At 61.1% G+C, this 22,625-nt stretch carries 26 protein-coding genes and 2 tRNA genes; 21 read left to right on the top strand and 7 right to left on the bottom strand.

What is annotated here, in order from left to right:
* Positions 1 to 2: 2 nt before the first annotated feature.
* Positions 3 to 206: a hypothetical protein gene (locus MSKU9_RS11130; protein ID WP_141261515.1), complete on the bottom strand. Its 204-nt coding sequence runs from the start codon at positions 204 to 206 to the stop codon at positions 3 to 5.
* Between the two features lie 521 nt (positions 207 to 727).
* Between MSKU9_RS11130 and MSKU9_RS11125 the strand changes: the two genes are divergently transcribed.
* Positions 728 to 2,161 (top strand): MATE family efflux transporter, encoded by a 1,434-nt coding sequence (locus tag MSKU9_RS11125; protein ID WP_141261514.1) that lies wholly within the window; start codon positions 728 to 730, stop codon positions 2,159 to 2,161.
* 57 nt (positions 2,162 to 2,218) lie between these two features.
* Here MSKU9_RS11125 and MSKU9_RS11120 read toward each other — a convergent pair whose 3' ends face one another.
* From MSKU9_RS11120 to MSKU9_RS11110, 3 genes are all read right to left on the bottom strand, one after another.
* The gene (locus MSKU9_RS11120) at positions 2,219 to 2,815 is read right to left on the bottom strand and encodes a dTDP-4-dehydrorhamnose 3,5-epimerase family protein (RefSeq protein ID WP_227002468.1); all 597 of its coding nucleotides are present in this window, start codon (positions 2,813 to 2,815) and stop codon (positions 2,219 to 2,221) included.
* Positions 2,816 to 3,191: 376 nt separating this feature from the next.
* A tRNA-Ala gene (locus MSKU9_RS11115) sits at positions 3,192 to 3,267 on the bottom strand.
* A gap of 97 nt (positions 3,268 to 3,364) precedes the next feature.
* The gene (locus tag MSKU9_RS11110; protein WP_141261513.1) at positions 3,365 to 4,009 is read right to left on the bottom strand and encodes a Maf family protein; all 645 of its coding nucleotides are present in this window, start codon (positions 4,007 to 4,009) and stop codon (positions 3,365 to 3,367) included.
* A 406-nt stretch (positions 4,010 to 4,415) separates the two neighbouring features.
* On the opposite strand from MSKU9_RS11110, the gene hemE reads away from it, so the two are divergent.
* The 3 genes from hemE to hemJ are packed head-to-tail and all read left to right on the top strand — an operon-like array spanning position 4,416 to position 6,636.
* Positions 4,416 to 5,477 carry a uroporphyrinogen decarboxylase gene (hemE, locus tag MSKU9_RS11105; protein ID WP_141261512.1) on the top strand — a complete coding sequence of 354 codons (1,062 nt, stop codon included), beginning with the start codon at positions 4,416 to 4,418 and terminating at the stop codon, positions 5,475 to 5,477.
* A gap of 3 nt (positions 5,478 to 5,480) precedes the next feature.
* Positions 5,481 to 6,194, top strand: coding sequence for an HAD family hydrolase (locus MSKU9_RS11100; protein ID WP_141261578.1), 714 nt, complete (start codon positions 5,481 to 5,483; stop codon positions 6,192 to 6,194).
* Positions 6,187 to 6,636, top strand: coding sequence for a protoporphyrinogen oxidase HemJ (hemJ, locus tag MSKU9_RS11095; protein WP_141261511.1), 450 nt, complete (start codon positions 6,187 to 6,189; stop codon positions 6,634 to 6,636). The genes MSKU9_RS11100 and hemJ overlap by 8 nt, the downstream gene beginning before the upstream one ends.
* Positions 6,637 to 6,661: 25 nt before the next feature.
* On the opposite strand, the gene MSKU9_RS11090 is transcribed toward hemJ, so the two are convergent.
* Positions 6,662 to 7,114, bottom strand: coding sequence for a YjjA family protein (locus tag MSKU9_RS11090; RefSeq protein WP_141261510.1), 453 nt, complete (start codon positions 7,112 to 7,114; stop codon positions 6,662 to 6,664).
* A 102-nt stretch (positions 7,115 to 7,216) separates the two neighbouring features.
* Positions 7,217 to 7,537 (bottom strand): YggT family protein, encoded by a 321-nt coding sequence (locus tag MSKU9_RS11085; protein WP_029329345.1) that lies wholly within the window; start codon positions 7,535 to 7,537, stop codon positions 7,217 to 7,219.
* Between the two features lie 144 nt (positions 7,538 to 7,681).
* Between MSKU9_RS11085 and MSKU9_RS11080 the strand changes: the two genes are divergently transcribed.
* Positions 7,682 to 7,757, top strand: a tRNA-Ala gene (locus MSKU9_RS11080).
* Positions 7,758 to 7,943: 186 nt separating this feature from the next.
* Here MSKU9_RS11080 and MSKU9_RS11075 read toward each other — a convergent pair.
* Entirely contained in the window at positions 7,944 to 8,303 is a 360-nt protein-coding gene (locus MSKU9_RS11075; RefSeq protein WP_227001054.1) for a RidA family protein, read from the bottom strand.
* Positions 8,304 to 8,402: 99 nt separating this feature from the next.
* Here MSKU9_RS11075 and MSKU9_RS11070 point away from each other — a divergent pair, with 99 nt between their 5' ends.
* The 16 genes from MSKU9_RS11070 to MSKU9_RS10995 all read left to right on the top strand — a co-directional run bounded on the left by MSKU9_RS11070 (position 8,403) and on the right by MSKU9_RS10995 (position 22,505).
* Positions 8,403 to 8,846 (top strand): HPr kinase/phosphorylase, encoded by a 444-nt coding sequence (locus MSKU9_RS11070; RefSeq protein ID WP_141261508.1) that lies wholly within the window; start codon positions 8,403 to 8,405, stop codon positions 8,844 to 8,846.
* Positions 8,847 to 8,980: 134 nt separating this feature from the next.
* Positions 8,981 to 9,952, top strand: coding sequence for an RNase adapter RapZ (rapZ, locus tag MSKU9_RS11065; protein ID WP_141261577.1), 972 nt, complete (start codon positions 8,981 to 8,983; stop codon positions 9,950 to 9,952).
* The gene (locus tag MSKU9_RS11060) at positions 9,949 to 10,407 is read left to right on the top strand and encodes a PTS sugar transporter subunit IIA (protein WP_141261507.1); all 459 of its coding nucleotides are present in this window, start codon (positions 9,949 to 9,951) and stop codon (positions 10,405 to 10,407) included. The genes rapZ and MSKU9_RS11060 overlap by 4 nt, the downstream gene beginning before the upstream one ends.
* Positions 10,400 to 10,696 (top strand): HPr family phosphocarrier protein, encoded by a 297-nt coding sequence (locus MSKU9_RS11055; RefSeq protein ID WP_141261576.1) that lies wholly within the window; start codon positions 10,400 to 10,402, stop codon positions 10,694 to 10,696. Before MSKU9_RS11060 ends, MSKU9_RS11055 begins: the two co-directional genes overlap by 8 nt.
* Positions 10,683 to 12,521, top strand: a complete 1,839-nt coding sequence (gene ptsP, locus MSKU9_RS11050; protein WP_141261506.1) for a phosphoenolpyruvate--protein phosphotransferase — start codon at positions 10,683 to 10,685, stop codon at positions 12,519 to 12,521. The genes MSKU9_RS11055 and ptsP overlap by 14 nt, the downstream gene beginning before the upstream one ends.
* Positions 12,514 to 13,872 carry an anthranilate synthase component I family protein gene (locus MSKU9_RS11045; protein WP_141261505.1) on the top strand — a complete coding sequence of 453 codons (1,359 nt, stop codon included), beginning with the start codon at positions 12,514 to 12,516 and terminating at the stop codon, positions 13,870 to 13,872. Before ptsP ends, MSKU9_RS11045 begins: the two co-directional genes overlap by 8 nt.
* A 130-nt stretch (positions 13,873 to 14,002) precedes the next feature.
* Positions 14,003 to 14,815 carry an aminotransferase class IV gene (locus MSKU9_RS11040; protein WP_141261504.1) on the top strand — a complete coding sequence of 271 codons (813 nt, stop codon included), beginning with the start codon at positions 14,003 to 14,005 and terminating at the stop codon, positions 14,813 to 14,815.
* A 113-nt stretch (positions 14,816 to 14,928) separates the two neighbouring features.
* Positions 14,929 to 16,509: a bifunctional phosphoribosylaminoimidazolecarboxamide formyltransferase/IMP cyclohydrolase gene (gene purH, locus MSKU9_RS11035; RefSeq protein ID WP_141261503.1), complete on the top strand. Its 1,581-nt coding sequence runs from the start codon at positions 14,929 to 14,931 to the stop codon at positions 16,507 to 16,509.
* A gap of 99 nt (positions 16,510 to 16,608) precedes the next feature.
* Entirely contained in the window at positions 16,609 to 17,382 is a 774-nt protein-coding gene (locus MSKU9_RS11030) for a hypothetical protein (RefSeq protein WP_141261502.1), read from the top strand.
* Between the two features lie 123 nt (positions 17,383 to 17,505).
* Positions 17,506 to 17,847: an AtpZ/AtpI family protein gene (locus tag MSKU9_RS11025; RefSeq protein WP_141261501.1), complete on the top strand. Its 342-nt coding sequence runs from the start codon at positions 17,506 to 17,508 to the stop codon at positions 17,845 to 17,847.
* Positions 17,848 to 17,859: 12 nt separating this feature from the next.
* Positions 17,860 to 18,609: a F0F1 ATP synthase subunit A gene (locus tag MSKU9_RS11020; protein WP_141261500.1), complete on the top strand. Its 750-nt coding sequence runs from the start codon at positions 17,860 to 17,862 to the stop codon at positions 18,607 to 18,609.
* A gap of 63 nt (positions 18,610 to 18,672) precedes the next feature.
* Positions 18,673 to 18,897 carry an ATP synthase subunit C family protein gene (locus MSKU9_RS11015; RefSeq protein WP_003616715.1) on the top strand — a complete coding sequence of 75 codons (225 nt, stop codon included), beginning with the start codon at positions 18,673 to 18,675 and terminating at the stop codon, positions 18,895 to 18,897.
* 16 nt (positions 18,898 to 18,913) lie between these two features.
* Positions 18,914 to 19,528, top strand: coding sequence for a F0F1 ATP synthase subunit B family protein (locus tag MSKU9_RS11010; protein WP_110556120.1), 615 nt, complete (start codon positions 18,914 to 18,916; stop codon positions 19,526 to 19,528).
* Between the two features lie 30 nt (positions 19,529 to 19,558).
* The gene (locus MSKU9_RS11005; RefSeq protein ID WP_141261499.1) at positions 19,559 to 20,053 is read left to right on the top strand and encodes a F0F1 ATP synthase subunit B family protein; all 495 of its coding nucleotides are present in this window, start codon (positions 19,559 to 19,561) and stop codon (positions 20,051 to 20,053) included.
* A 21-nt stretch (positions 20,054 to 20,074) separates the two neighbouring features.
* Complete coding sequence (locus tag MSKU9_RS11000) at positions 20,075 to 20,824, top strand: glycosyltransferase family 2 protein (RefSeq protein WP_141261498.1); 750 nt, start codon at positions 20,075 to 20,077, stop codon at positions 20,822 to 20,824.
* A gap of 13 nt (positions 20,825 to 20,837) precedes the next feature.
* Positions 20,838 to 22,505, top strand: coding sequence for an ArnT family glycosyltransferase (locus tag MSKU9_RS10995; protein ID WP_141261497.1), 1,668 nt, complete (start codon positions 20,838 to 20,840; stop codon positions 22,503 to 22,505).
* Positions 22,506 to 22,625: the final 120 nt, after the last annotated feature.

The following is a 22,625-nucleotide window of genomic DNA, read 5'->3' as shown; positions in this document are numbered from 1 at the left end:
GGCTATTCCTCTTCCAGCACGGCATGGGCGCGGGCGACGACGGTATCGTATTCCTGCTGTGTCAGGTCACCACGATGCAGCATTTCACTGGCGCGGGCCAGCGCGTCACGGGCATGGGTTGCATCCGGTATCGGATAACGTCGCCCCGGCAGGGCAAAGGCTGAATCCGGCAAGGCATCGCGTTCGGCCGCAGTCAGTCTGGACATTGATATTCCTCCCTAAACGGAATGGCCTCCACAGGCGTGGAAACCAGCGACAGGGTAAAGAAAGCCGATCGGGACAAGATACGTAAAAGACGGATGGCACCCCATTATTTTATGCCATACGCAAAAAACAGGGTCCCCCCGTTATGGGGAGACCCTGTCAGTGGAATGCCAACACCGGGGGTGCTGCATCCGTTCCGGCATTTTTTGCCGGATGTTCTTTGTATTTATGGAAGCCTGATCGCTTCGTGTGATTCTGTATGCCACCCTTATTTTAAATGGTCAACATAAATATAAATAAAAATGAAATTTTACTTTTTTTGCACTGCACAATCACTTTGTTTATTTTGCACCGCACAATGTGCTGACAATATAGACACGACATCACGATACTTTTTCAGGCCACAGGAAAAAGGCAGGCACGACATGGGCCTTGTGCCAGATTTCATTGACCCGCATCATGCAGCCAGAAATCGCGGCAGCTCTGGCCTGACCGTATGAACGCCAGCAGACAGGACACCCGAATGGGGGGACACACCGTAACCCGACCAAAAGCCGCCTTCTGCACGGGGCATATTGTCCGCCACGTTGTTGTCATGGCAGGGACCGGGGCCATTGGGCTTATGGCTGTCTTCATTGTCGACCTGCTGAATCTTTTCTACATCTCGTGGCTGGGTGATCCCGCGCTGACCGCAGCCATCGGGTTTTCGGGCGTCATAAGCTACGTGCAGATTGCCGTGTCCATTGGCCTGTCCATCGGCATCGGGGCCATTACCGGGCGGCTGATCGGCGCGGGCAGGATGGAACAGGCACAACGGGTCGCATCCTCCTTCGGGATTTTCATGATCAGCGCATGTCTGATAATCGGTATATTCACGGCATGGCTGGCAGCCCCCCTGCTTGCGCTGCTGGGGGCAAAGGGGGAAGCGGCCCGTCAGGCCACCCTTTTCCTGGAAATCGTCTCACCCGGGCTGCCGCTGATTGCGGCGGGCATGGGGTGTTCGGGCCTGCTGCGCGCCATAGGGGCTGCGCGTATTTCCATGAACGTGACCCTGATGGGGGCCATGATCTCGGCCATTGCCGATCCGCTGCTGATCGTGGTGATGGGGCTTGGGCTGAAGGGAGCCGCGATCAGCACCATCCTGTCGCGTCTGGCCGTGGCGGTGGCCGGTTTCCGCTGTGCCCGTCGGCATGGACTGCTGGCACTGCCGGTGCGCACCCATGTCATCACGGATACCAGAATGGTGGCACAGGTGGCGATGCCTGCCATCCTGACCAATCTGGCGACCCCGGTTGGCGGCGTATTCGTCACCCATGCCATGGCCAGCTTCGGTCTGGCAGCCGTGGCGGGACAGGCGACCATTGACCGGATCGTACCGGTGGCGTTCGCCTTTGTTTTTGCCCTGACGGGATCGGTTGGGCCAATCATGTCGCAGAATCTGGGGGCGGGAAAGCTGGACCGGGTGCGCGCCACCCTGGTTGCGTCCCTGTGGCTGGTGGCATTGTGCGTGGCGATTACATGGGCTGTCCTGTTCCTGACACAGGACATGGTGGTGCGGGTGTTTTCGGCACAGGGCACGGCGGCGATGCTGATTCACCTGTTCTGTAACTGGACCATTGCCGGTTACGTTTTCATCGGCATGCTGTTCGTGGCCAATTCCGCCTTCAACAATCTGGGTTTCCCGCTTTATTCCACCCTGTTCAACTGGGGCCGGGCGACATTGGGCACCATTCCGTTCGTGTGGTTCGGCATGCAGTTCGGTCCCGCCGGCGTGCAGGTGGGGCAGGTGCTGGGGTGTGTCCTGTTCGGGTCCTGCGCGGTCATGACCGCCTTTGGCGTGGTCCGCAGGCTGCATCCGGGTGACAGGGCAACAGAACAGGCCATGCCCGTTATCCCCCCCGCCCAGACGGGGGAGGCTGGAATGATCGAACTCGACGAACTCGATCATTCCACCTGACAGGCTAACGGCCCCGAAACGGTGAAAAAAGAAGTTTTTTCAAACAATGTTTTATAATCAGGCGTAAGCAAACCAGTCGATCACGCTGAAAAAAGGTGCGGCCGACAGGTCCTGCCGGGACAGGACAGCCTGCGTGTCCGCCACGGGCCACCCGATCCCCAGGGCTTCATCATTCCAGCGCACGGCCCGTTCATACTCTCGCTGCGGAGGGGTGGTGCAGTGGTAACGGACCGCCGTCCGGTCACCCAGCGTGCATGACCCGTGCAGGAAACCCGGCGGTATCCATAACCATCGACCATTTTCGGCACTCAGGGTCTCCGCAACCCATTGCCCGAAGGTCGGGGATCCAGTGCGCACATCCACCACCACACACCATACCACACCGTGTTCACACTGCATGAGCCTGCCCTGTGGCGCAGGTTCTATCTGACAATGCAGGCCCCTTACATGACCCTGATGATGCGACACAAGGCTGATACCATGTGTGAAATGCCCTTCCATACCGATCCGGTGCAAAAGCGCGGTATCAGGACTGGCATGGCGATCCGATAGACGCGTCAGCACATAAACCCCACGGAGCGGCAATGCCTCCAGTTCGATGTCTTGCGCCCCATATCCGGCAGACGCGACAGGCAATACGGTATGCCTGTCCATTATCCGCCCCGTGCCCGACATACAGGCGGGTGGCCATGTCCCAATACGGGCATGGATGGGCAATCACTTAAAATCTGCATCCGGATCTGCTTTTCATTTGGTCGGGAACACGCTGAACCGATTACGCGTTTCATTCGTATGAAATGCAGTTTTAACGCAGCACGTATTACGAACCGATTAAGGCAATCCGGAAACAGATTTCATGCGCTGGCCCAAAGGCTGTTTATAAAAAATCATGAAAATTTTTGGATGCCGTCTTTTTTAGAAAGCTTTACCAAAAAACTTTTTCAGGACACTTCAGTTCGTAGACTTTTTTACCAGCCTATCAGGTGAACTGTCAGATTTAGTATTTTAAGGGGGTACCAGATAAGGAATCTGGTGGAGCCAAGGGGAGTCGAACCCCTGACCTCCTGAATGCCATTCAGGCGCTCTCCCAACTGAGCTATGGCCCCACTGTCCTGACTGACTGGCCGTTTCATATGGCCTGCCGTGGTCCGGTTCGCGGGGTATAACCGTAAGACCCTGGCAATGCAACCCCCACAAACCAAATTATCGCAGGATGATACGCTGTGCCCGTAACGCCTGCAGGAGTGGGAGCAGAGGCAGGCCCATAATGGCGGCATGTTCCCCTGTTATATGGGAAAACAGGTGAATGCCTGCCCCTTCCAGACGGTAACACCCGACACAGGACAGAATTGCATCACCCTCCAGCGCCAGATAACGCTCCAGAAAGGAATCGCTGAAGCCGCGCATATGCAGCACGGGGCAGGCGACATGGCGCCATGTCTCGCTCCCGTCACGCAGCATCACTACTGCCGTATGCAGCACATGTGTCCTGCCACGCAGCATGCGCAACTGCTGGCGGGCGGCATCCATGCTTTCAGGCTTGTCAAACCACGCCCCATCGCATGACAGCATCTGGTCCGCTCCAATCACGACCGCACCAGTATCCACGCTTATGGCGCGCGCCTTGGCACGGGCCAGTTCAAGGGCTGTCTGGCCTGTTTCCATCCCGCAGGCACGGGCCTGCTCGCGAATGGCATGTTCATCCACATCCGCTGCCCGGTAATCCGCCCTTATGCCCGCCGATTCCAGCAGACTCCGGCGCGCGGCAGAGCGGCTGGCAAGTACTATCGGCGGCGACTCCGCCTGTAATGGCGGTGGCTTTAGTACTAAATTCGAGTCGTCTGGCATCACCCTCTCCGTACTGCCGAAGTGAAACAGGAAATTCGGCGCGTTCGAGTACTGGGGTACATGGGGACAGTACTCCAAACAATTCTGTGCCGTACCGAGTACCGTGGACAACGGGTACACCTCCATTCACGGTGGGTTGTACACAGGCTTATGTCGGTACATTCTGGATAACTTCCCGCAGGCACGGGAATCCTTGGAGTCGGAAACTGTACACTCTGTGGGAAAAGTGGGGTACATTTTCGGAAACGTGGGTACCCCGTCATCCACAGCACTTAAAGCACATCAAAAAATTTCTTTCTCTTTTCTTTTATTGTTTTGAAAGAGGCGTGCACGTTCCACCTGCCCGCTATCCGTCACGGCGAAAGTACGAGATAGTCCGGCCACAACGAAACAGAACGACGGATCGATGACTGAAACACGCAAACCCCTGCTCGGCACCCTGTTGGGAGAGGCAATATGGCCACCTCCGGTATGGCTGATGCGGCAGGCGGGCCGGTTCCTGCCAGAATTCCGGGCGTTGCGTGAAAAGGCGGATTTCATAACCCGCTGCATGACTCCGGACATGGCGGTGGATATCACGCTTCAGCCCATCCGGCGTTTTGGCATGGATGGCGCGATCCTGTTTTCCGACATCCTCATCCTGCCATGGGCGATGGGACAGTCGCTGGAATTCGTGCCGGGTCGGGGTCCCGTCCTTGGGGCCGTGCGTTCGATAGCCGACCTTGAACGCCTGGATCCCACGCGGGTAAAACAGGCAACGCAGCCGGTGATGGAAACGCTGGGGCGGCTGCGCAGGGCCGTTGACGGACCAGAACCGATCGGACCTGCGAAATCGGGACAGGTCACGCTGATCGGCTTTGCCGGGGCGCCGTTCACGGTGGCGTGCTACATGGTTGAAGGCCATGGATCGCGTGAGTTCGAGGAAACGCGCAGGCTGGCCTATACCGATCCCGAATTCTTCGACCGCCTGATCGACCTGCTGACCACCGCCACGGCGGACATGCTGTGCGACCAGATCACGGCCGGGGCGGAAGCGGTCATGCTGTTCGACAGTTGGTCGGGACTTCTGCCGCCGTCACAGTTCCGCAGGCACGTCATTGAACCTACGCGCCGGATTACCGAAATCATCAATGCCCGCCATCCCGGCGTGCCGGTTATCGGCTTCCCGCGGCTGGGCGGGCTTATGGCGATTGAATACGGGCACAAGACGGGTGTGAACGCGATGGCGCTTGATACCGGGGCCGACATGAAGGCCGTGGCGGAAAAGGTGCCGGACACGCTGGTGCTGCAGGGTAATCTTGACCCGATCCGCGTGCTGGCGGGCGGTGAGGGCATGCGCACCGAAGCCCGCGCCATCCGTGATGCGATGAAGGGCCGCCCCCATGTATTCAACCTTGGCCATGGGGTCATTCCGACCACGCCTCCCGAACATGTGGGTGACCTGATCAAGACCATACGGGATGTATGAATGATGCTGCCTGCCGCCCTGCGTCCCGATGGCGCGCTCAAGCTGGTCATTTTTGACTGTGATGGTGTCCTGATCGACAGCGAAGGGCCGTCATGCCGTATGATTGCCCGCAACCTGCGCGAATATGGCCTTGGCATCAGCGATGAAGACGCGGTCCACCGTTTTGCGGGCCATGCCCTGACGGCGCTGAAGCATGAGATCGAGCAGGCGGAGGGCATCACCCTGCCTGATGACTGGCCCGCGCAGATGCAGCGCAACCTTGTCACCCTCATGCGCAGCGAGGCGGAAACCATAGACGGTGCCCCCGCCATGCTGCGCGGGGTGGCGGCCCTTGGACTGCCCTACCGTATCGGGTCCAATTCTTCGGTCATGGAGATGGAGGCGAAATTCGGCCGTACCGGGCTTGATGCCCTGATCGCGCCCGCACATATCCATTCCGCCCGGGACATGGGCCAGCCCAAGCCGGACCCGGCTGTCTATCTGGCGGCGGCGAAGGCGCAGGGCGTGCCACCTGAAAACTGCATCGTGCTGGAAGATACCGACACCGGCGCGCGTGCGGCGCAGGCGGCAGGCATGGGATGCGTGCTGTTAAGACCCGCGGACCTGTCCGCACCATCATGGTCGGGGCTGCTTCGGATTACGCACCTTGATGAATTCGTGCCGCTGCTGCGGCGGATACTGGACAGTCAGAAACACCAGGGTGCCGCGCATGATTGATGCACTTGCGTCCGTCATGCTGTGGCTGAAGGCGTTCCACATCATGTCATTCATCGCATGGATGGCGGGACTGTTCTATCTGCCGCGACTGTTTGTCTATCATTGTCAGGTAGCGGCGGGCACGGCTGAATCCGAACGCTTCAAGGTGATGGAATACAAGCTGCTGCGGTTCATCATGATGCCGGCCATGATCAGCACGTTCCTGTTCGGTGGCCTGCTGTCGGCCATTCCGGGTCTGGTCGACTGGCATTCCGGCTGGTGGATCACCAAGCTTGCCTGTGTGCTGGCAATGGCTGGTTTCAATGGTGCGTGCGGGCGATGGCGGCGTGATTTCGCCAATGACCGCAATATGCGGTCCGAACGGTTCTACCGCATGGCGAACGAAGTGCCGACCGTTCTTATGATGGTTATTGTCATCATGGTGGTTGTCCGCCCGTTCTGAGGCGGGCGGACACACATTTACCGGATCAGAGCAGGGACTTGCCCTGCTTCAGCACGGCATTACACACCTTGGTCGAAACCTTCTGCTTCAGGTTGCCGGTCAGCGACGACAGCGAGAACGTGTTGCCGTTGCCGGTATCAAGGATACCGTTCTGCCCGTTGGAATACTGGGTGCTGGAGGTATCAAGGCCCGCCTTCTGCTTCAGCGACGACAGCAGCGTGGTGGGGCTGTTGCCCTGCAGGTAGTTGTTCTGCACGCAGTAGCTCAGCAGGCCCGTGACGTTGGAAGGAGCCAGCGACGAGACGGACGGCATGTTCACGCCGCTGCCCGAAAGCAGGCCAGCCGCCTTGCCCAGTCCGCCCGAGGAAGATCCACCGGTCAGGTCACCGAACCCCTGCGCATGTGCGGGGGCACCGGACAGGGCGGCGGCAAGTGGCAGGGCCGCGGCAAGAGCCAGGAAACGGTTCATTTTTTTCATGTGATGATAAACTCCTGAAATCCGGGCCGAAGGAAAGCCAAGGCCTGTATGTCCTGTTATATCCGCCTCCGGCGCGGGGGGGATAGCCCGCAGCCACGGATTTTATGCAATCCCGACCATAAGCATACCGTAGATCTTGCCCATGACCGGCATCACCACGTACTGCAGCAGCAGCAGCAGAACGAGCGGGCTGAGGTCAATGTTGCCTATGTTGGGCAGAATGTTCCGGATGGGACGCAGGACCGGTTCGGTCATGCGGAACAGGAAGTTCGAGATGTTCCACACGATCTGGTTGCGTGGGTCCAGAATGCCGAAACCAAGGAGAAAGCTGAACAGACAGGCCAGCATCACCACATAGTAATAAAGCTGTATGAGTTCAGCCAGCAGGTTAAAGATAATGGTGATCAACGGGCCAACCTTCATGGATGATGGGAAACAGAATTTAGTGTCCGTCATGCCCGCATACAACTGCTATGAACAGGATGGTCAGGGGAGAAAAGCGATTGCAGCCTTAAAAATGGGTCTTGACTTGCGGCCTCCGCAGGGTATGTATCGCGCGAGGATTGTGGGGCTGTAGCTCAGATGGGAGAGCGCCTCGTTCGCAATGAGGAGGTCAGGGGTTCGATTCCCCTCAGCTCCACCACTTTCCTTTCCCCTGAATGACTGTATCCGACAGATTGACCATGGGGTTGGGAACTTGGGACTGTTGCAGACAGTCAGTCCATAAAGATGTTCTGAAAATCACAGAAGTTTTTGGTGAAGCTTTTTGAAAAGCTTTGGAAAATGCTGTCTTTCCCTGAAAACAGGCAGCTTCCGGAAACCTTTATTGTCAAACAGCGTCCGGAAACGGTGCGTCATCAGTCTGTGCAGGCAGGGCCACCAGTTCGATTTCCGCCAGTTGCCCGTCCCGGTCGAACTGCTTGACCAGCCGCAGTGTCGTAGCAGGGCAGGTACGGCCGAACAGGTCATTCAGAAGGGGAAAGCAGGCGCTGAAGCCATCGGTTTCACGCAGGGTGAAGGTGATGCGGGTCACGTTTTCCGCAGTCATGCCCTGCTGTCCCAGCCGGGTCATGCCCGTGGCCAGTGCCTGCCTGATCTGGGGAAACAGCTCGGTCGGGAACTGCCCGGTCGTGGCATCGACGCCGGTCAGGCACCGGATATGTACTTCCGGCGAAGGGCGGAACGGCATGTTTTCTTCCATTGAAGCCAGAATCACAAAATGGTCATGTTTTGTCCATAAAAAATTTTCCATCCCCGAAATGATGACTTTGGGATAAGTCCCTTTTCCATGAATGATCCGGTTCAGATCCATGCGTCCTGTGCCGCGCGGGGGGAGCAGGGTATCGTGCTTTCCGGCCCGTCGGGGTCCGGCAAGTCCGATCTGCTGCTGCGCCTGATTGACGCGGGCTATGACCTGGTGGCCGATGACCGGGTCTGCCTGCATGCAGGCTGGGCCAGTGCGCCAGCAGCCCTTGCCGGACTGCTGGAAGTACGTGGTATCGGGATCGTGCGCATGCGCTATCGTGCGCGCGTGCGTGTTGTAGCTGTTGCAAGGCTGGTTTCCCCGTCCGACCATCCACCACGACTCCCTCCGTCGCCCCGGTGTGATAAGGTTGTGGGACAGCCGGTATTCTTTCTTGATCCGGCGCAGCCTTCCGCCGTTGCCCGTATCGGGCTGGTGCTGGACTGCATCGCCGGTCACAGGCATCTGCTGGATGAAAGGCAGTTGTGATATCGTTGCCACTTTCCATTGTCGCCCATTCAGGGAACAATGGGTTCAAGAAAAGGTTTCGATCCCGCCATGATACAGCGATCTGTCACTGGGCATGTGGCTGACAGAAGTCAGGGTTTTGCGTGACTGACACCATGCATGAAGACACACCTCTTCCCCGTCGTATCCTGCTTGTCACCGGGTTGTCCGGGGCGGGCAAGTCCTCGATTCTGCGCATTCTGGAGGATCTGGGGCACGAGGTGATCGACAATCCGCCGCTGGGCATGCTGGATGAAATCGTGGCCCGTGCTGAACGTCCCGTGGCGGTTGGCGTGGATTCCCGTACGCGTGGGTTTGATGCGTCCGCCGTGCTGGCGGCGCTGGCGCGGCTGCGGATCAATCCGGGCCTGAATGCGGAACTGATTTACGCAACAGCCGAGGAAAGCGTCCTGCTGCGTCGCTATACCGCTACCCGCAGGCGCCATCCGCAGGCCGTCCATGGCACCGTCAAGGAAGGGATCGAGGCCGAGATCCGCCTGACATCCCCCCTGCGCGAAGCGGCGGATGTGGTGATTGACACCTCCGACCTGCCACCGCCGGAACTGCGGCAGCTGGTCGAGGCCCGTTTCGGGGAATGGACGGCGGGGGGACTCGATGGCCTGACGGTCGCCCTCATGTCATTCGCCTTTCCGGCAGGCCTCCCGCGTGAAGCGGACATGGTGTTCGATGCCCGTTTCCTGACCAATCCCTATTATGATCCGGCCCTGTCGGCCATGACCGGGCTGGATGCGGACGTAGCGGACTATGTCGCCTGTGACCCGGATTATAAGGAATTCCTTGACCGTATCGTGGGATTGCTGGAACTGGTGCTGCCACGTTTCGTGCGGGAAGGAAAAAAGTACGCCACCATCGCCATAGGCTGTTCGGGCGGTCGGCACCGTTCCGTCACACTGGTGGAGGCGCTTGCGCTCAGGCTTGCACAACGTGCGGGCAATACCCATCCACATGATGCATGGCCGGTGGTGATCATGCATCGTGAACTGGCCCGTCAGGGCCGCAGCAGCTGGCGGTGGGCCAATCGGCCACGCGGGCTGCCGGAAACAACGGAGCAGACAGACCCGAAATGATCGGTCTCGTGTTCGTGATGCATGGTGTCCTTGGCGAGACCCTGAAAGGGGAACTCGAACACGTGGTCGGCCCGCAGGCGCAGACAGCGGTATTCAACGTCACTGCCACCTCCCTGCCCGGCACATGCCGCGATGCCCTGCAGCGGGCCATCGACTCGGTCAATAGCGGACAGGGCGTCATCCTGCTGACCGACATGTTCGGCAGCACGCCATCGAATGTCGCGGTTTCCGTTCTGGAAACCGATCGGGTGGAAGTGCTGGCGGGGGTGAACATGCCCATGCTGGTCAAGCTGGCGCAGATGCGCGCCCATGCGGATATGCGCGAATGCCTCAATGGCGCGGAAGCAGCGGGCAGGCGTTACATATCCGTGGCCTCCCATCTGCCTGCGGCCTGCCTGTCGGGTGTGGGGGAATGCGTGGGTGAGGCGGACAGCGTGGCAGGCCACGGTGGCTGAAACGGCAACACAGCCCGTGCCGCACCGGATGGATGTGGGGATCGTGAACCAGCGCGGGCTGCATGCGCGGGCTGCCGCGAAATTCGTGACGGCTGCCGAAAAATTCGATGCGGGCGTTGATGTTACCCATGCGGGCATGACGGTTTCGGGCCATTCCATCATGGGCCTGATGATGCTGGGCGCGGGCAGGGGCGAGACGATCACCATCACCACCACCGGCCCCCAGGGGCCACAGGCGCTTGCGGCCCTGGCGCGGCTGGTCGGGGCCGGGTTTGATGAAGGCGACTGAACGCCGCCCGAAGCAGCGTCCCCGCGCGGGTGAAGTCCGGCTGGAAGGCCAGCCCGTCTCCCCCGGTGTCGCGATCGGTTACGCCGCTGTCGCGCATGAACCGGCCCCGCCGTCGGTAGACATGGCGCGCCGGGACTGTAATCCGGGGCATGAACGCACCCGGCTGCATGATGCCATAGGCCGTTCCGTAGCCCAGCTTGGCCGCCTGCATGACCGTCTGGCCCTGCTGCCGGAAGACGGGCAGGTGGAAATCGGTTCACTGCTGGAAGTCTATCGCCGTATGCTGGGCCCTTCGCGCCTGCGGCGCGGGATCGAGGCACGGCTGGAACATGGCATGCTGGCCGAAGCCGCTGTCATGCAGGAAACAGAGGCACTGGCCACCCATATGCTGGCTCCCCCCGGCCGTCCCGCGCCGCAGGGCGAGGACGCGGTGGCGGCCCGCAGGCGGGCGGGTGAATTCCGTGAAATCGGGCGCAGGCTGGTCCGTAACCTCAGCGGCACGCCCTACCGTTCCTTTTCCGCCCTGCCGGACGGGGCCATTCTGGTCGCCGAGCAGTTGCGTCCCGCTGATGCCGCCCTGATCGATCCCTCCCGCATTGCCGCCGTCGTGACGGAAGAAGGCGGCAGTACGGGTCATACCGCCATCCTGCTGCGTGCGCTGGGCATTCCTGCCGTGCTGGCCGCCCACGGACTGCTGGCGCAGGTGCGGCGGCGCACGCGTCTGGTGGTGGATGGGGTGACGGGACATGTCATTATCCGTCCGTCCAGCCGCACAGCGGCGGCGGCGCGGGTGGATGTTGCAGCCTATGCGCGCGAACGCCAGATGCTGGGCCGCCTGCGTCGGCTGCCCGCCCGTCTGTCCAGTGGGGAGGTGCTGACGCTTCAGGCCAATCTGGAAATCCCGGCCGAACTGCCCATGGTGGCGCAGTCGGGGGCGGCGGGCATCGGCCTGCTGCGCAGTGAATTCCTGTTCATGAATACCGATACCCTGCCTGATGAAGACCGGCAGGAAGCCATCTATCTGCCCCTGATTGAAGCCATGGCGGGTGATCCGGTTACGATCCGCGTGGTGGACTGGGGCAGTGAAAAGAACAGCGACGCCCTGTCGCGCGTGGGAATTGGCCACGGGGGCGATGTCAATCCGGCGCTGGGCGTACGCGGCATCCGGCTGCTGTTGCAGCATCGCACCCTGCTGGAAACGCAGTTTGCCGCCATCCTGCGCGCGGCTAATGCGGGGCCGGTACGGGTGTTGCTGCCCATGGTGTCCGGGGTGGGCGAAGTGCGGGCGGCGCGTGATATTTATGCCCGGATCGGGCGCAGGCTGCGGCGCAAGGGGGTGGAAATTCCCGACCCGTTACCGCCGCTTGGCATCATGATTGAAACGCCTGCCGCCGCCCTAATGGCCGATGTGCTGGCGCAGGAAGCCGAATTCCTGGCCATCGGCACCAATGACCTGACCATGTATGCCCTTGCCGCCGACCGGGCGGCAGCGGATGTGACAGCCCTGTATGATCCGCTGCACCCGGCGGTGCTGCGGCTTTTGCGCATGACGGCGGATGCGGGGTTACGTCAGCGCAGGCCGGTTTCCCTCTGTGGGGAACTGGCGTCCGACCCGCTGGCGGTGCCCCTGCTGGTGGGGTTGGGGGTGCGGTCCTTTTCCATGCATGCTTCCGCCGTGCCACGGGTCAAGCGCACGATCCGGGCAGCCGCCATGGATGACTGCCGCCGTATGGCCTGCCGTGCGCTGGAGGCGACGGATGGGGAAGAAGTCCGCGCCATGCTGACAGCCTATGCCCATGACCTGCGGCACCCCGGGGATGGATAGGGACGGCATCAGCCTGTCCCTGCCATGGCGGGATGTGGATGCCATCCTTGCAGCGTGGGGACATCTGCCGTGGCTTGCCTGTCTGGATAGCGGGGGCGAGGTCGGCGATCGGGCGCGTTGGGCGATCATCTGTCGGGACCCGCGACATGTGGTGACCCAGCATGCAGGCCAGTGCAGGCTGGATGGTGTTCCGGTGACACGCGACCTTCTGACGGTGCTGCGGGACTGTCTGCCCACGGGCGGCTGTCCCGCCGATGTGCCTTTTGCCGGGGGAGTGGTCGGGTTTGTCGGTTATGGCGCTGGGCTGCGCATGGCGGGCATCGTGACCGGGCATGGGGATGACCCGGCGCAGCCGGAGGCCGCGTTCGGCATTTATGACCATGCCTTTGTCCTTGACCGCCTGCATGGCCGGGCATGGCTGGCCGGTCATGATGCCATGGCCCTGCGCGCGGATCGTATCGCCCGTCTGGTCGCCCAGTGGGAAGCGGTTGGCCCGGCAGGGAAAATCCCTGCATTGCCCGCCCTGTCTTTTGTGCCGGATCACGATGGTGCGGCCTATCGTGCCGGTGTGGCGCAGGCGGTGGAGCGGATCGGGGCGGGCGAGGTGTTTCAGGTTAACATAACCGGCCGCATGTATGCAGCCCGACCCGTCGGGCTTGGGCCGGTGGATGTCTACCGTGCATTGCGGGCCGGATCGCCCGCACCATTCGGGGCGTTCCTGTCGTGTGATGGGACATTCGCCCTGCTCAGCGCCTCGCCCGAGCGGTTTATCGCCCTTTCTCCTGATGGCACGGTGCGCACCCGCCCCATAAAGGGCACGGCGCCCCGTGGCCGGACGATGGCCGAAGATGCGCGACTGGCCCATCACCTGCGGCGTGATGCGAAGGAGCGGGCTGAAAACCTGATGATCGTGGACCTCATGCGCAATGATATCGGGCGTGTGGCGAAGATCGGCAGCGTCAGCGTGCCCGAACTGTTCGGGGTGGAACGGTTCACTCATGTCCATCATCTGGTGTCCGAGGTTACGGGACGGCTGCGCACGGAATGTGATGCATTCGACCTGCTGGCCGCGACCCTGCCGCCGGGTTCGGTTACGGGCGCGCCCAAACACCGCGCCATGCAGATCATTGATGAACTGGAGGTCTCCGGTCGGGGAGCCTATTGCGGCACGGTTGCATGGATCGGGTGCGATGGGGCAATGGACAGTTCTGTCATCATCCGCGCGCTGTCCATGACACCGGACCGCATCATCGCGGCGGCGGGTGGGGGTATTACCTTCGATTCAGATCCGATGCGGGAATACCGTGAAATGCAGCTGAAAATCGCGGCCCTTCTGGATATTTTCCATTGATGATAAAAGTTTTTTTGGTGCTGCCTTTCTTTAAAAAGACGGGGCATTTCCAGAAACTTTTTGAAGCAAGCTTCATCAAAAGACCGCTTTTTGATTTTCGGGTTCTGACAAGGCCGGAAGGAAATCCTGCATGACTGCGCCCGTTTCTCTGCCCATATGGCTCAATGGCCGGATACTGCCTGCAGGCGGCGCATATGTGAACACGGCGGACCGGGGGTTCCTGCTGGGGGATGGCGTGTTCGAGACCATGCGCGTGGCGGGCGGGCAGGTCTGGCATTTCGACCGTCACATGAACCGGCTGGCGCAGGGAGCGGCGGCCATCATGCTGCCTCCGCCGGACCGGATAGTCATTACGGCGGCCATTGCCGCCCTGCTGGATGCCTGCGGGCTGGAAACCGGGTCATTGCGCCTGACCTGTACCCGTGGGGTGGGACCACGCGGCCTGCTGCCACCCGGGCAGGTGACGCCGACATTGCTGCTGACGGCGGCATCCGGCCTGCCGCCCGCGACCCCGGTGCGTCTGGTCACCGCGTCCCACAGGCGTGACGCGGACAGTATCCTGTCACGGATCAAAAGCCTGAATTACCTGCCCTCCATCCTTGCGCGGATGGAGGCGGCAGCACGGGGCGCGGATGATGCCGTGCTGCTCAATCATGCTGGTTTCGTGGCCGAAACCAGCGCCAGCACGCTGGTCGCCTGTCTTGACGGGCAGCTCGTAACTCCCCCGCTCAGCGATGGCGCATTGCCCGGAACGGCGCGTGGGGTGCTGGTGGATGCAGGGATTGTGCGGGAGGGACGTATTTCGCCCGCCCTGCTGGGCACGGCGGAAGCGGCATTCACCCTCAACAGCCTGTCCGTGCGCGAAGCCGTAGCGTGGGATGGGGTTGCCTTTCCCCGTCGTTCCGACCTGCTGGCGACCCTTCAGGCGGGCTGTCAGGGCTGATTTCCGCCCCAGACGGGGCAGTTATGGCATTTCGCTTATTGCCCCGCATCACGCGGTTGGACTAATCCACCCGGATTGGCCCATTTCCAGCTTGCGTGAAAGGTCACCTGCTGATGACCCCCCCGAAGACCGTGCCGGTTCGGCGTGCCCTGATTTCCGTTTCCGACAAGAAGGGCCTGCTTGACCTTGCCCGTGCCCTTGTCGCCCATGGCGCAGAGATCCTCTCGACGGGTGGTTCCGCCCGCACCCTGCGTGAAGCCGGCATCCCGGTGCGTGACGTGTCAGAACATACCGGTTTTCCGGAAATCCTTGATGGCCGCGTCAAGACACTGGTGCCGCAGGTGCATGGTGGCATCCTGGGTCGGCGCGACCTGCCTGCGCATGTCAGCCAGATGGAAGAACACAGGATCGCCCCGATCGACCTTGTGGCCGTCAACCTGTACCCGTTCGAGGCCACGGTGGCGTCCGGCGCGGGACCGGAGGACTGCATCGAGAATATCGACATCGGCGGCCCGGCCCTGATCCGTGCGGCGGCCAAGAACCACGCCCATGTCGCAATCGTGACCGATCCGGCGCAGTACGGCGAAATCATCACCGCGCTGGAAAATGGAGGCACCACACTGGTGCAGCGCAAGATACTGGCCGGTGCGGCCTATGCCCGCACCGCCGGCTATGACGCCGCGATTGCCGCATGGTTCGCAAAACAGGAAGGCGAGGTACTGCCGCCCCGCATGATCGTGGCGGGTGAGAAGCGCGAAAGCCTGCGCTATGGCGAAAACCCGCACCAGAAGGCGGCTTTCTATACCGACGGCTCCACCCGTCCCGGCGTGGCCACGGCAACGCAGGTGCAGGGCAAATCCCTGTCCTACAACAACATCAACGACACCGATGCGGCGTTTGAGGCTGTGGCCGAATTTGATGCCCCGGCTGTCGTGATCGTCAAGCACGCCAATCCCTGTGGCGTGGCCGTGGCGGCGACGCAGGCGGAAGCATGGGACAGGGCGCTGCGGTGCGATCCGGTTTCGGCCTTTGGCGGGATCGTGGCACTCAACCGTACGTTGGAAGCCGAGGCAGCATCGCGCATCGCCGCGATCTTTACGGAGGTGATCGTTGCCCCCGACGCGACCACCGAAGCGCGTGAAATCCTTGCTCGCAAGAAAAACCTGCGCCTGCTGCTGACCGGTGCGCTGCCCGATCCTGCGGCTGGTGGCGTGGTGGTGCGTTCGGTGGCCGGTGGCTTCCTGGCGCAGACACGCGATAACGGCCGCATCACGCCCGACGCGCTGCAGGTGGTGACGAAACGTGCGCCGACTCCGGCGGAAATGGCGGACCTGATCTTTGCCTTCCGCGTGGCCAAGCACGTAAAGTCGAACGCCATCGTTTACGTCAAGGACCAGAGTACGGTGGGGATTGGCGCAGGACAGATGAGCCGCGTTGATTCCGCGCGCATCGCCGCAACCAAAAGCGCTGATGCCGCGAAGGAAGCGGGTCTTGACCATCCGCTGACACAGGGCAGCGTCGTGGCGTCGGACGCGTTCTTCCCCTTTGCCGATGGTCTGGAAGCCGCCATTGCCGCAGGGGCGACCGCCGTGATCCAGCCCGGTGGCTCCATCCGTGATGACGAGGTGATTGCCGCCGCCGACAGGGCAGGCATCGCGATGGTCTTCACAGGTATGCGCCATTTCCGGCACTGATCCCACAGCAAGGCCCCTTGCCTGTGCGCCGGGTATGGCATGAGATGGCATGCCCGGTGGACAGCCGGGGTTTAAGACAGACGAAAGACGGGTACCCGCATGGACATTCATCGACGTTCCTCCTGCCGCCTGCTTGCGGGCGTGCTTGTGGCTGGCAGTCTGACGGCGGGCTGTGCCCATGCCGCCAGCAGGGGGGGCGCACAGCCCGCGCCAGCCGCCCCGGCTGCGGTGCAGCTGGCACCGGTGTTCGACATGGCCCCGCTGCCCGTCACGACGGGGCAGCTTGCGCAATACATCCTGACCCCGGCGGGGCAGGTGTCCGGCATGCTGCTGGCTGATGGCACGCAGGTTTTCTTTTCCCATGACCTGGGAGAGGAACTGCCCGCCATCGCCCGCCCGGGTGAGCAGGTCAGCGTCAATGGTCTGAAGGGCATCAGCCAGCCGATCGTGCGTGCCTATGCCGTAAATGGCCCACGCGGGCGCCGTATTGCCGACGTGCATCCCCCCGTATCCGCCACGGCGCCTGTTGATTCCCCCAGTATCGGTCCGGACGTGCCGGTGGATGGCACCATTCTCGCCCCGCTATATGACATGCAGGGCAAGGTGCAGGGGGTCATCATGCGCGACCACAGCGTTGTGTATGTGGGGGAAAAGAACGCCGCCCGTCTTGGCGCATGGCTCAGGCCGGGGGCGACACTGCATGCGATCGGTACCGGGGTTACGGGTGATCATGGCACCGCCATCAACGCGCGTGAGATCGGGCCTGACGTCAATCAGGCCATTCATATCGAACCTACAGACGCCCCCCCGCCCGGCGCGTTTCCCGGCAGTGCCGGTTATGACGTCATTCCCGGCGGTTCATCGGGCGAATAAGGGCGTACGGGATTCCGTACGCAGAAAAAAGATGCAGGGGTGGCACGTTTGTTTGCCACCCGTTGCTTGACAGGTTATTGCAGCATCGTTAGCTAGCGCCTGCACCCTTGGGAGGTGCGAGAAGTGGATAAGGATAACGACCCGTCCGACGAGTCCTTCGACCGGCGACTGGAAGCAGCCCGCGAGCGCATGAACCCGCCCGCACCTGCTGCCCGTGACACTGGTGGGACACTGTCCGATCTGGGCCTGGTGATCAGGTCGGGAACGGAACTTGTATCGGCACTTGTGGTCGGGGTTGCGATTGGCTGGGGGCTTGACCACTGGCTGCATACGAAGCCGTGGTTCCTTATCGTCTTTTCGCTTCTGGGCGGTGTGGCAGGTGTGCTTAATGTCTGGCGTCTTGTCAGGCCCGATGCCATAAACACTGAGGCAAAGGGGCCGGATAACGGCTCTGGACGGATATAGGGAAGAACGAAGTTGGCGGCCGGATCATCCATCGACGCGCTCGGTCAGTTCGAGCTCCATCCAGTTTTGGGTGCACTTGGCGAATCCCTGCGGTTCAGCCAGTCCCCCATGATGATGATTGTTGCCGCCGTTGTGGTTCTGGCATTCCTGTACGTGGGCATGCGTCCCGCGGCGGTGGTGCCGGGCCGGCTGCAGTCCGCAGCCGAAATGTGCTACGACTTCATCCACAACATGGCGGTTGATACGATTGGCCCGGAAGGCCGGGCCTTCTTCCCGTTCGTGTTCACGCTGTTCTTCTTCATCCTGGCCGGTAACTATCTTGGCCTGCTGCCTTTTTCCTTCGCCTTCACCAGCCATATCGCCGTGACGCTGGCGCTGGCGCTGATGGTGTTCTGCCTCTCGATCATCGTGTCGCTCAAGGTGCAGGGGGCGAAGTTCTTCGCCCACTTCATGCCCGTCGGCGCCCCCAAGGCACTGGCCCCGCTGCTGATCCCGATCGAGATCCTTTCCTTTCTTTCGCGTCCCGTGAGCCTGTCGATCCGTCTGTTTGCCAACATGGTCGCCGGTCACGTGATGTTCGACATGTTTGCCGCCTTCACGATCATGCTGGCCGGTCTGGGCTTCTTCGGTGACATCATCGCCGTTGGTCCCGTGGTCATCAATATCGCGCTGATGGCACTCGAATTGCTGGTTGGCGCCTTGCAGGCCTATGTGTTTGCGATCCTGACCTGCATCTATCTGAGGGAGGCGGTGGCCCACTAACGGGCTCCAACACCCGCTTCCATCTATTTCAATCCAGAACGTCTGAAACAAGGAAAACAAGACATGGATATCGCAGCAGCCCGTGAAATTGGTGCCGGTATCGCCGTTATCGCCCTCGCTGGCGTTGGCATTGGCCTGGGTAACATTTTCTCCACGCTGGTCAGCAGCATCGCGCGCAACCCGTCCGCGCGCCCGCACGTGTTCGGTCTCGGCATGCTGGGCTTCGCCCTGACGGAAGCCGTTGCCCTGTATGCGCTTCTGATCGCGTTCCTGATCCTGTTCGTCTGATACGCTGGAGGCGAACATGGCGCGCGCCGTGATGTATGACAACATCCGAAGGGCGGGTACTTTTCTGGCCTCGTCCGCGCTGGCTCTGCCGCTGATGGCCATGGTTGCCCCTGGCGCGCGCGCCGAGGGCATGCCCCAGCTTGATTTCGGTAATCCCTACGTCATCGGACAGGTGGTGTGGGGCGCTGGCATTTTCCTGGTACTCTACCTTCTGCTGAGCCGTTCGGCCCTGCCGAAAGTGGAAAAGGTCCTGTCGCTGCGTCGTCAGACGATCGAGACGGATCTCGGGATTGCGCACAAGGCCAAGACTCGTGCTGATGAAGCAGTGGCCGACCTGCATGAAGCCCGCCGCAAGGCGCTGGCTGATGCACAGGCCAATGTGGACAAGGTTGTCGAGGAGGCGCGTCTTGCCGCCGCCCGGCAGACCGAGGAAATGAATGCACGTCTGGCGACGGAAATCCAGGATGCCGAAACCCGCATTGCCCAGGCACGCGGACAGGCGCTGGCATCCGTGCGTGAGATTTCGACAACGACGGCGGAAACGCTGATCCATCAGTTATCCGGCATTGCCGCCCCGGCCGATTTTGTGACGGCAAAGGTCGGTTCTGCTGCGGCAGCACGTGGTCTCTGACCAGTTGCCCAAGACAGACAGGTCATAATCATGTTTCATGATCCCCGTTTCTGGTCGGCTGTTGCCTTTGTCCTGTTTTTTGTCCTGTTCGGACGTTCACTGTGGAAACCCCTGGTGAGCGCGCTGGACGGACGGGCAGAGCGCATCCGTGCAGAGCTTGATGAAGCTGCGCGCCTGCGCCGTGAAGCCGAGCAGATGCTTGAGGACGCGACGCGTGACCGCGAAGCGGCACTGGCCGAAGCCAAGGAACTGGTCGAACATTCCCTGCGTGAAGCGGCCAATATCGCGCTGAAGGCTCGCAAGGACGCCGAGGACATCGCCGCACGGCGTGAACAGATGGCGAAGGACCGTATTGCTTCGGCAGAACGTTCCGCCCTGCGTGAAGTCCGTGAGACGGCTGTTGATATCGCCATTCAGGCCACGCGTGAAACGCTGGCTGCAAGCCTGCCCGCGGATGCGGACGGCAAGATTATTGACAAGTCTATCGGTGACCTGCCGACGGCCCTGTCCCAGCGCGCTGCCTGATCACCATTGGTGACAACCGGCATGTCAGGTAATGGGGTGGACGAACGCCCCGTTGTCTCCATTATCGCGGCAGTACTGAACGAGGGACCGAACATTCGTCCCCTGTGTCAGGAAATATCTGCTGTCCTTGGTCAGTTGCCCAGGGCTGAAGTCATCTTCGTTGATGATGGCAGCACGGATGATACCGTGGTGGCGCTTGAAGCCGTAAGGCGCGACGGTATCCTGCCTGGCCTGCGTATCATCAGTCATGATACGGTTTACGGAAAATCCGCTGGCCTGCGTACCGGTGTTGAAGCCGCACGGGGTGAATGGGTGATCCTGCTGGACGGTGACGGGCAGGATAATCCCGCTGATTTCATTCCCATGCTGGAAATGGGCCGCACGGCAAAAGGGCGCGCCCCGCTGGTCGTAGGCGTGCGGACCAAGCGGCGTGATACCATGTCACGCAGGCTGGCTTCGCGTTTTGCAAATGCCCTGCGCCGTCGCCTGCTTGATGATGGCTGCCCCGATACGGGGGCGTCGCTGAAGGCGTTCCGGCGCGAGGATTTCCTTGGTCTGCCCCAGTTTGAGGGACTGCATCGCTTCCTGCCCGCCCTTATGGGCAGGCGGGGTGTGCCGCTGGCCTGTTTTTCGGTCCATCACCGCAACCGGCTGCATGGGTCTTCCAAATATACCAATCTTAACCGGGCCATTGTCGGCATTCGGGACATATTGGGTGTAATGTGGCTTAACAACCGCGCCAGGATACCGAAACGCGTTATCGAACGCTGAAGGGACCGTGCCCATGACGCGTCTGACGTTGCGTCACTATATCTTTGTGGCGCTGTCCGTATTTGTCCTGTTCCTGCCAGGACGTGCGTCGCTTCCTCCGCTGGATCGTGATGAACCGCGTTATATGGAAGCCACGGCACAGATGCTGCACAGCGGCAATTATGTCGATGTCCGGTTTCTGGATCAGCCACGTTATCTTCAGCCTGCGGGCATATACTGGCTTGAAGCTGCCGCTGTCCGCCTGACGGGCATGCAGGGCACGCACGCGGTCTGGCCCTATCGTATTCCTTCCCTTCTGGCGGTGACCGGTTCTGCCGTGCTGACGGCGTGGATTGGCGCGGCCCTGTTCGGTCCCATGTGCGGCCTGCTGGCGGCAGGGCTGCTGGCGGTATCGGTGCTGATGACGGCCGAAGGCCGGATGGCCACCATTGATACGACCCTGCTGCTGTTTGTGTTGCTGGCGCAATGTGGGCTGCTGCGTGCGTATCTGGACCGCGAACGTGATCTTGCTACCCCGCTTGCCGCCGCCCTGCTGTACTGGATCGCGCTGGGGTGCGGGCTGATGCTCAAGGGGCCGGTCATCCTGATCCCGGGGCTTGGCACACCACTTGCGCTGGCGCTGGTGGAACGGCGCGTTGACTGGTGGAAACGGTTGCGACCTGCATGGGGCTGGCTGGTCATGCTGGCCATCGTGCTGCCGTGGTGCATCGCCATCGGGGTCATAAGCCATGGTGATTTCTTTTCACGGGCGGTCGGGCGCAATTTTCTGGGTAAAGTCGCCAGCGGGCAGGAAACGCATGGCCTGCCGCCGGGCTATCATCTGGTAGTATTTGCCATTGCCTTCTGGCCGGGGTCGGTTTTTGCAGCCATGAGCCTGCCTTTCATATGGGAGCGCCGGTTCCAGCCGCATGTCCGTTACCTGCTGTGCTGGATCGTGCCGCACTGGCTGGTGTTTGAAGCCATTGCAACCAAGCTGCCGCATTACGTGCTGCCGACCTATCCAGCTATTGCCATCCTGACGGCGGCGGCGATCGTTTCCTTTCCCACAAACTGGGAATGGCCACGGGCGATATGGGCGCGCAGCCTGCTTGCGGCCTATGGGCTGGTCTGGTTCACGGTCGGGTCGGTCCTTGCGTTTGCGGGGCCGGTGCTGCTGTGGCGCATGGAAGGCATGGTTTCCCCTGCTGCCATGCTGGTGCCTGCGGGTGTGCTGCCGCTTCTGGGCCTGTCGGGTTACCTGATTTTGCACCGGGACGCACTACGCGCGGCCATGGCGGCGGTGGCGGCGGCCATCATCATCCATGTCGGGCTGTTTACGACCGTCATTCCACGGTTACAGACCATCTGGCTCAGTCCCCGCCTTGCGGCACTGGTGGATGCGCACCGTCCCTGCGCGCGGACCATTGTGGCTTCGACATCAGATTCGGAACCCAGTCTCGTGTTCCTGCTGGGTCAGGATACGCGCCTGATTAACGCCACGGCTGCGGCAGATTTTCTGCAGCAGAACCCCAAATGTGGCATGGCCCTGGTGGGAACGCAGGATCTGGCGGCTTTTGGTGCCCGCATCATGGAAAACGGTCTGGATGTGCATGAACTGGGGCAGCAGACGGGGCTGAATTATTCAACGGGTAAACATCTGGAAATCGGACTGTATGCTGTCGTCCCACCGGCTGCGCCGTAAAAGAAAAAAGGAATAAAGGTTTTTTTGGTGCCATCTTTTTTCAGGGGCTGTTGGGAATTGAGTTTTCTAAAGGGCCATGATGTGTTTCAAAGACCATATGGATCGCTTCATACTGACGGA

The sequence above is a fragment of the Komagataeibacter diospyri genome, from assembly GCF_006538165.1.
Lineage (GTDB): Bacteria > Pseudomonadota > Alphaproteobacteria > Acetobacterales > Acetobacteraceae > Komagataeibacter > Komagataeibacter diospyri.
This window is presented reverse-complemented; position numbering and strand designations above follow the sequence as displayed.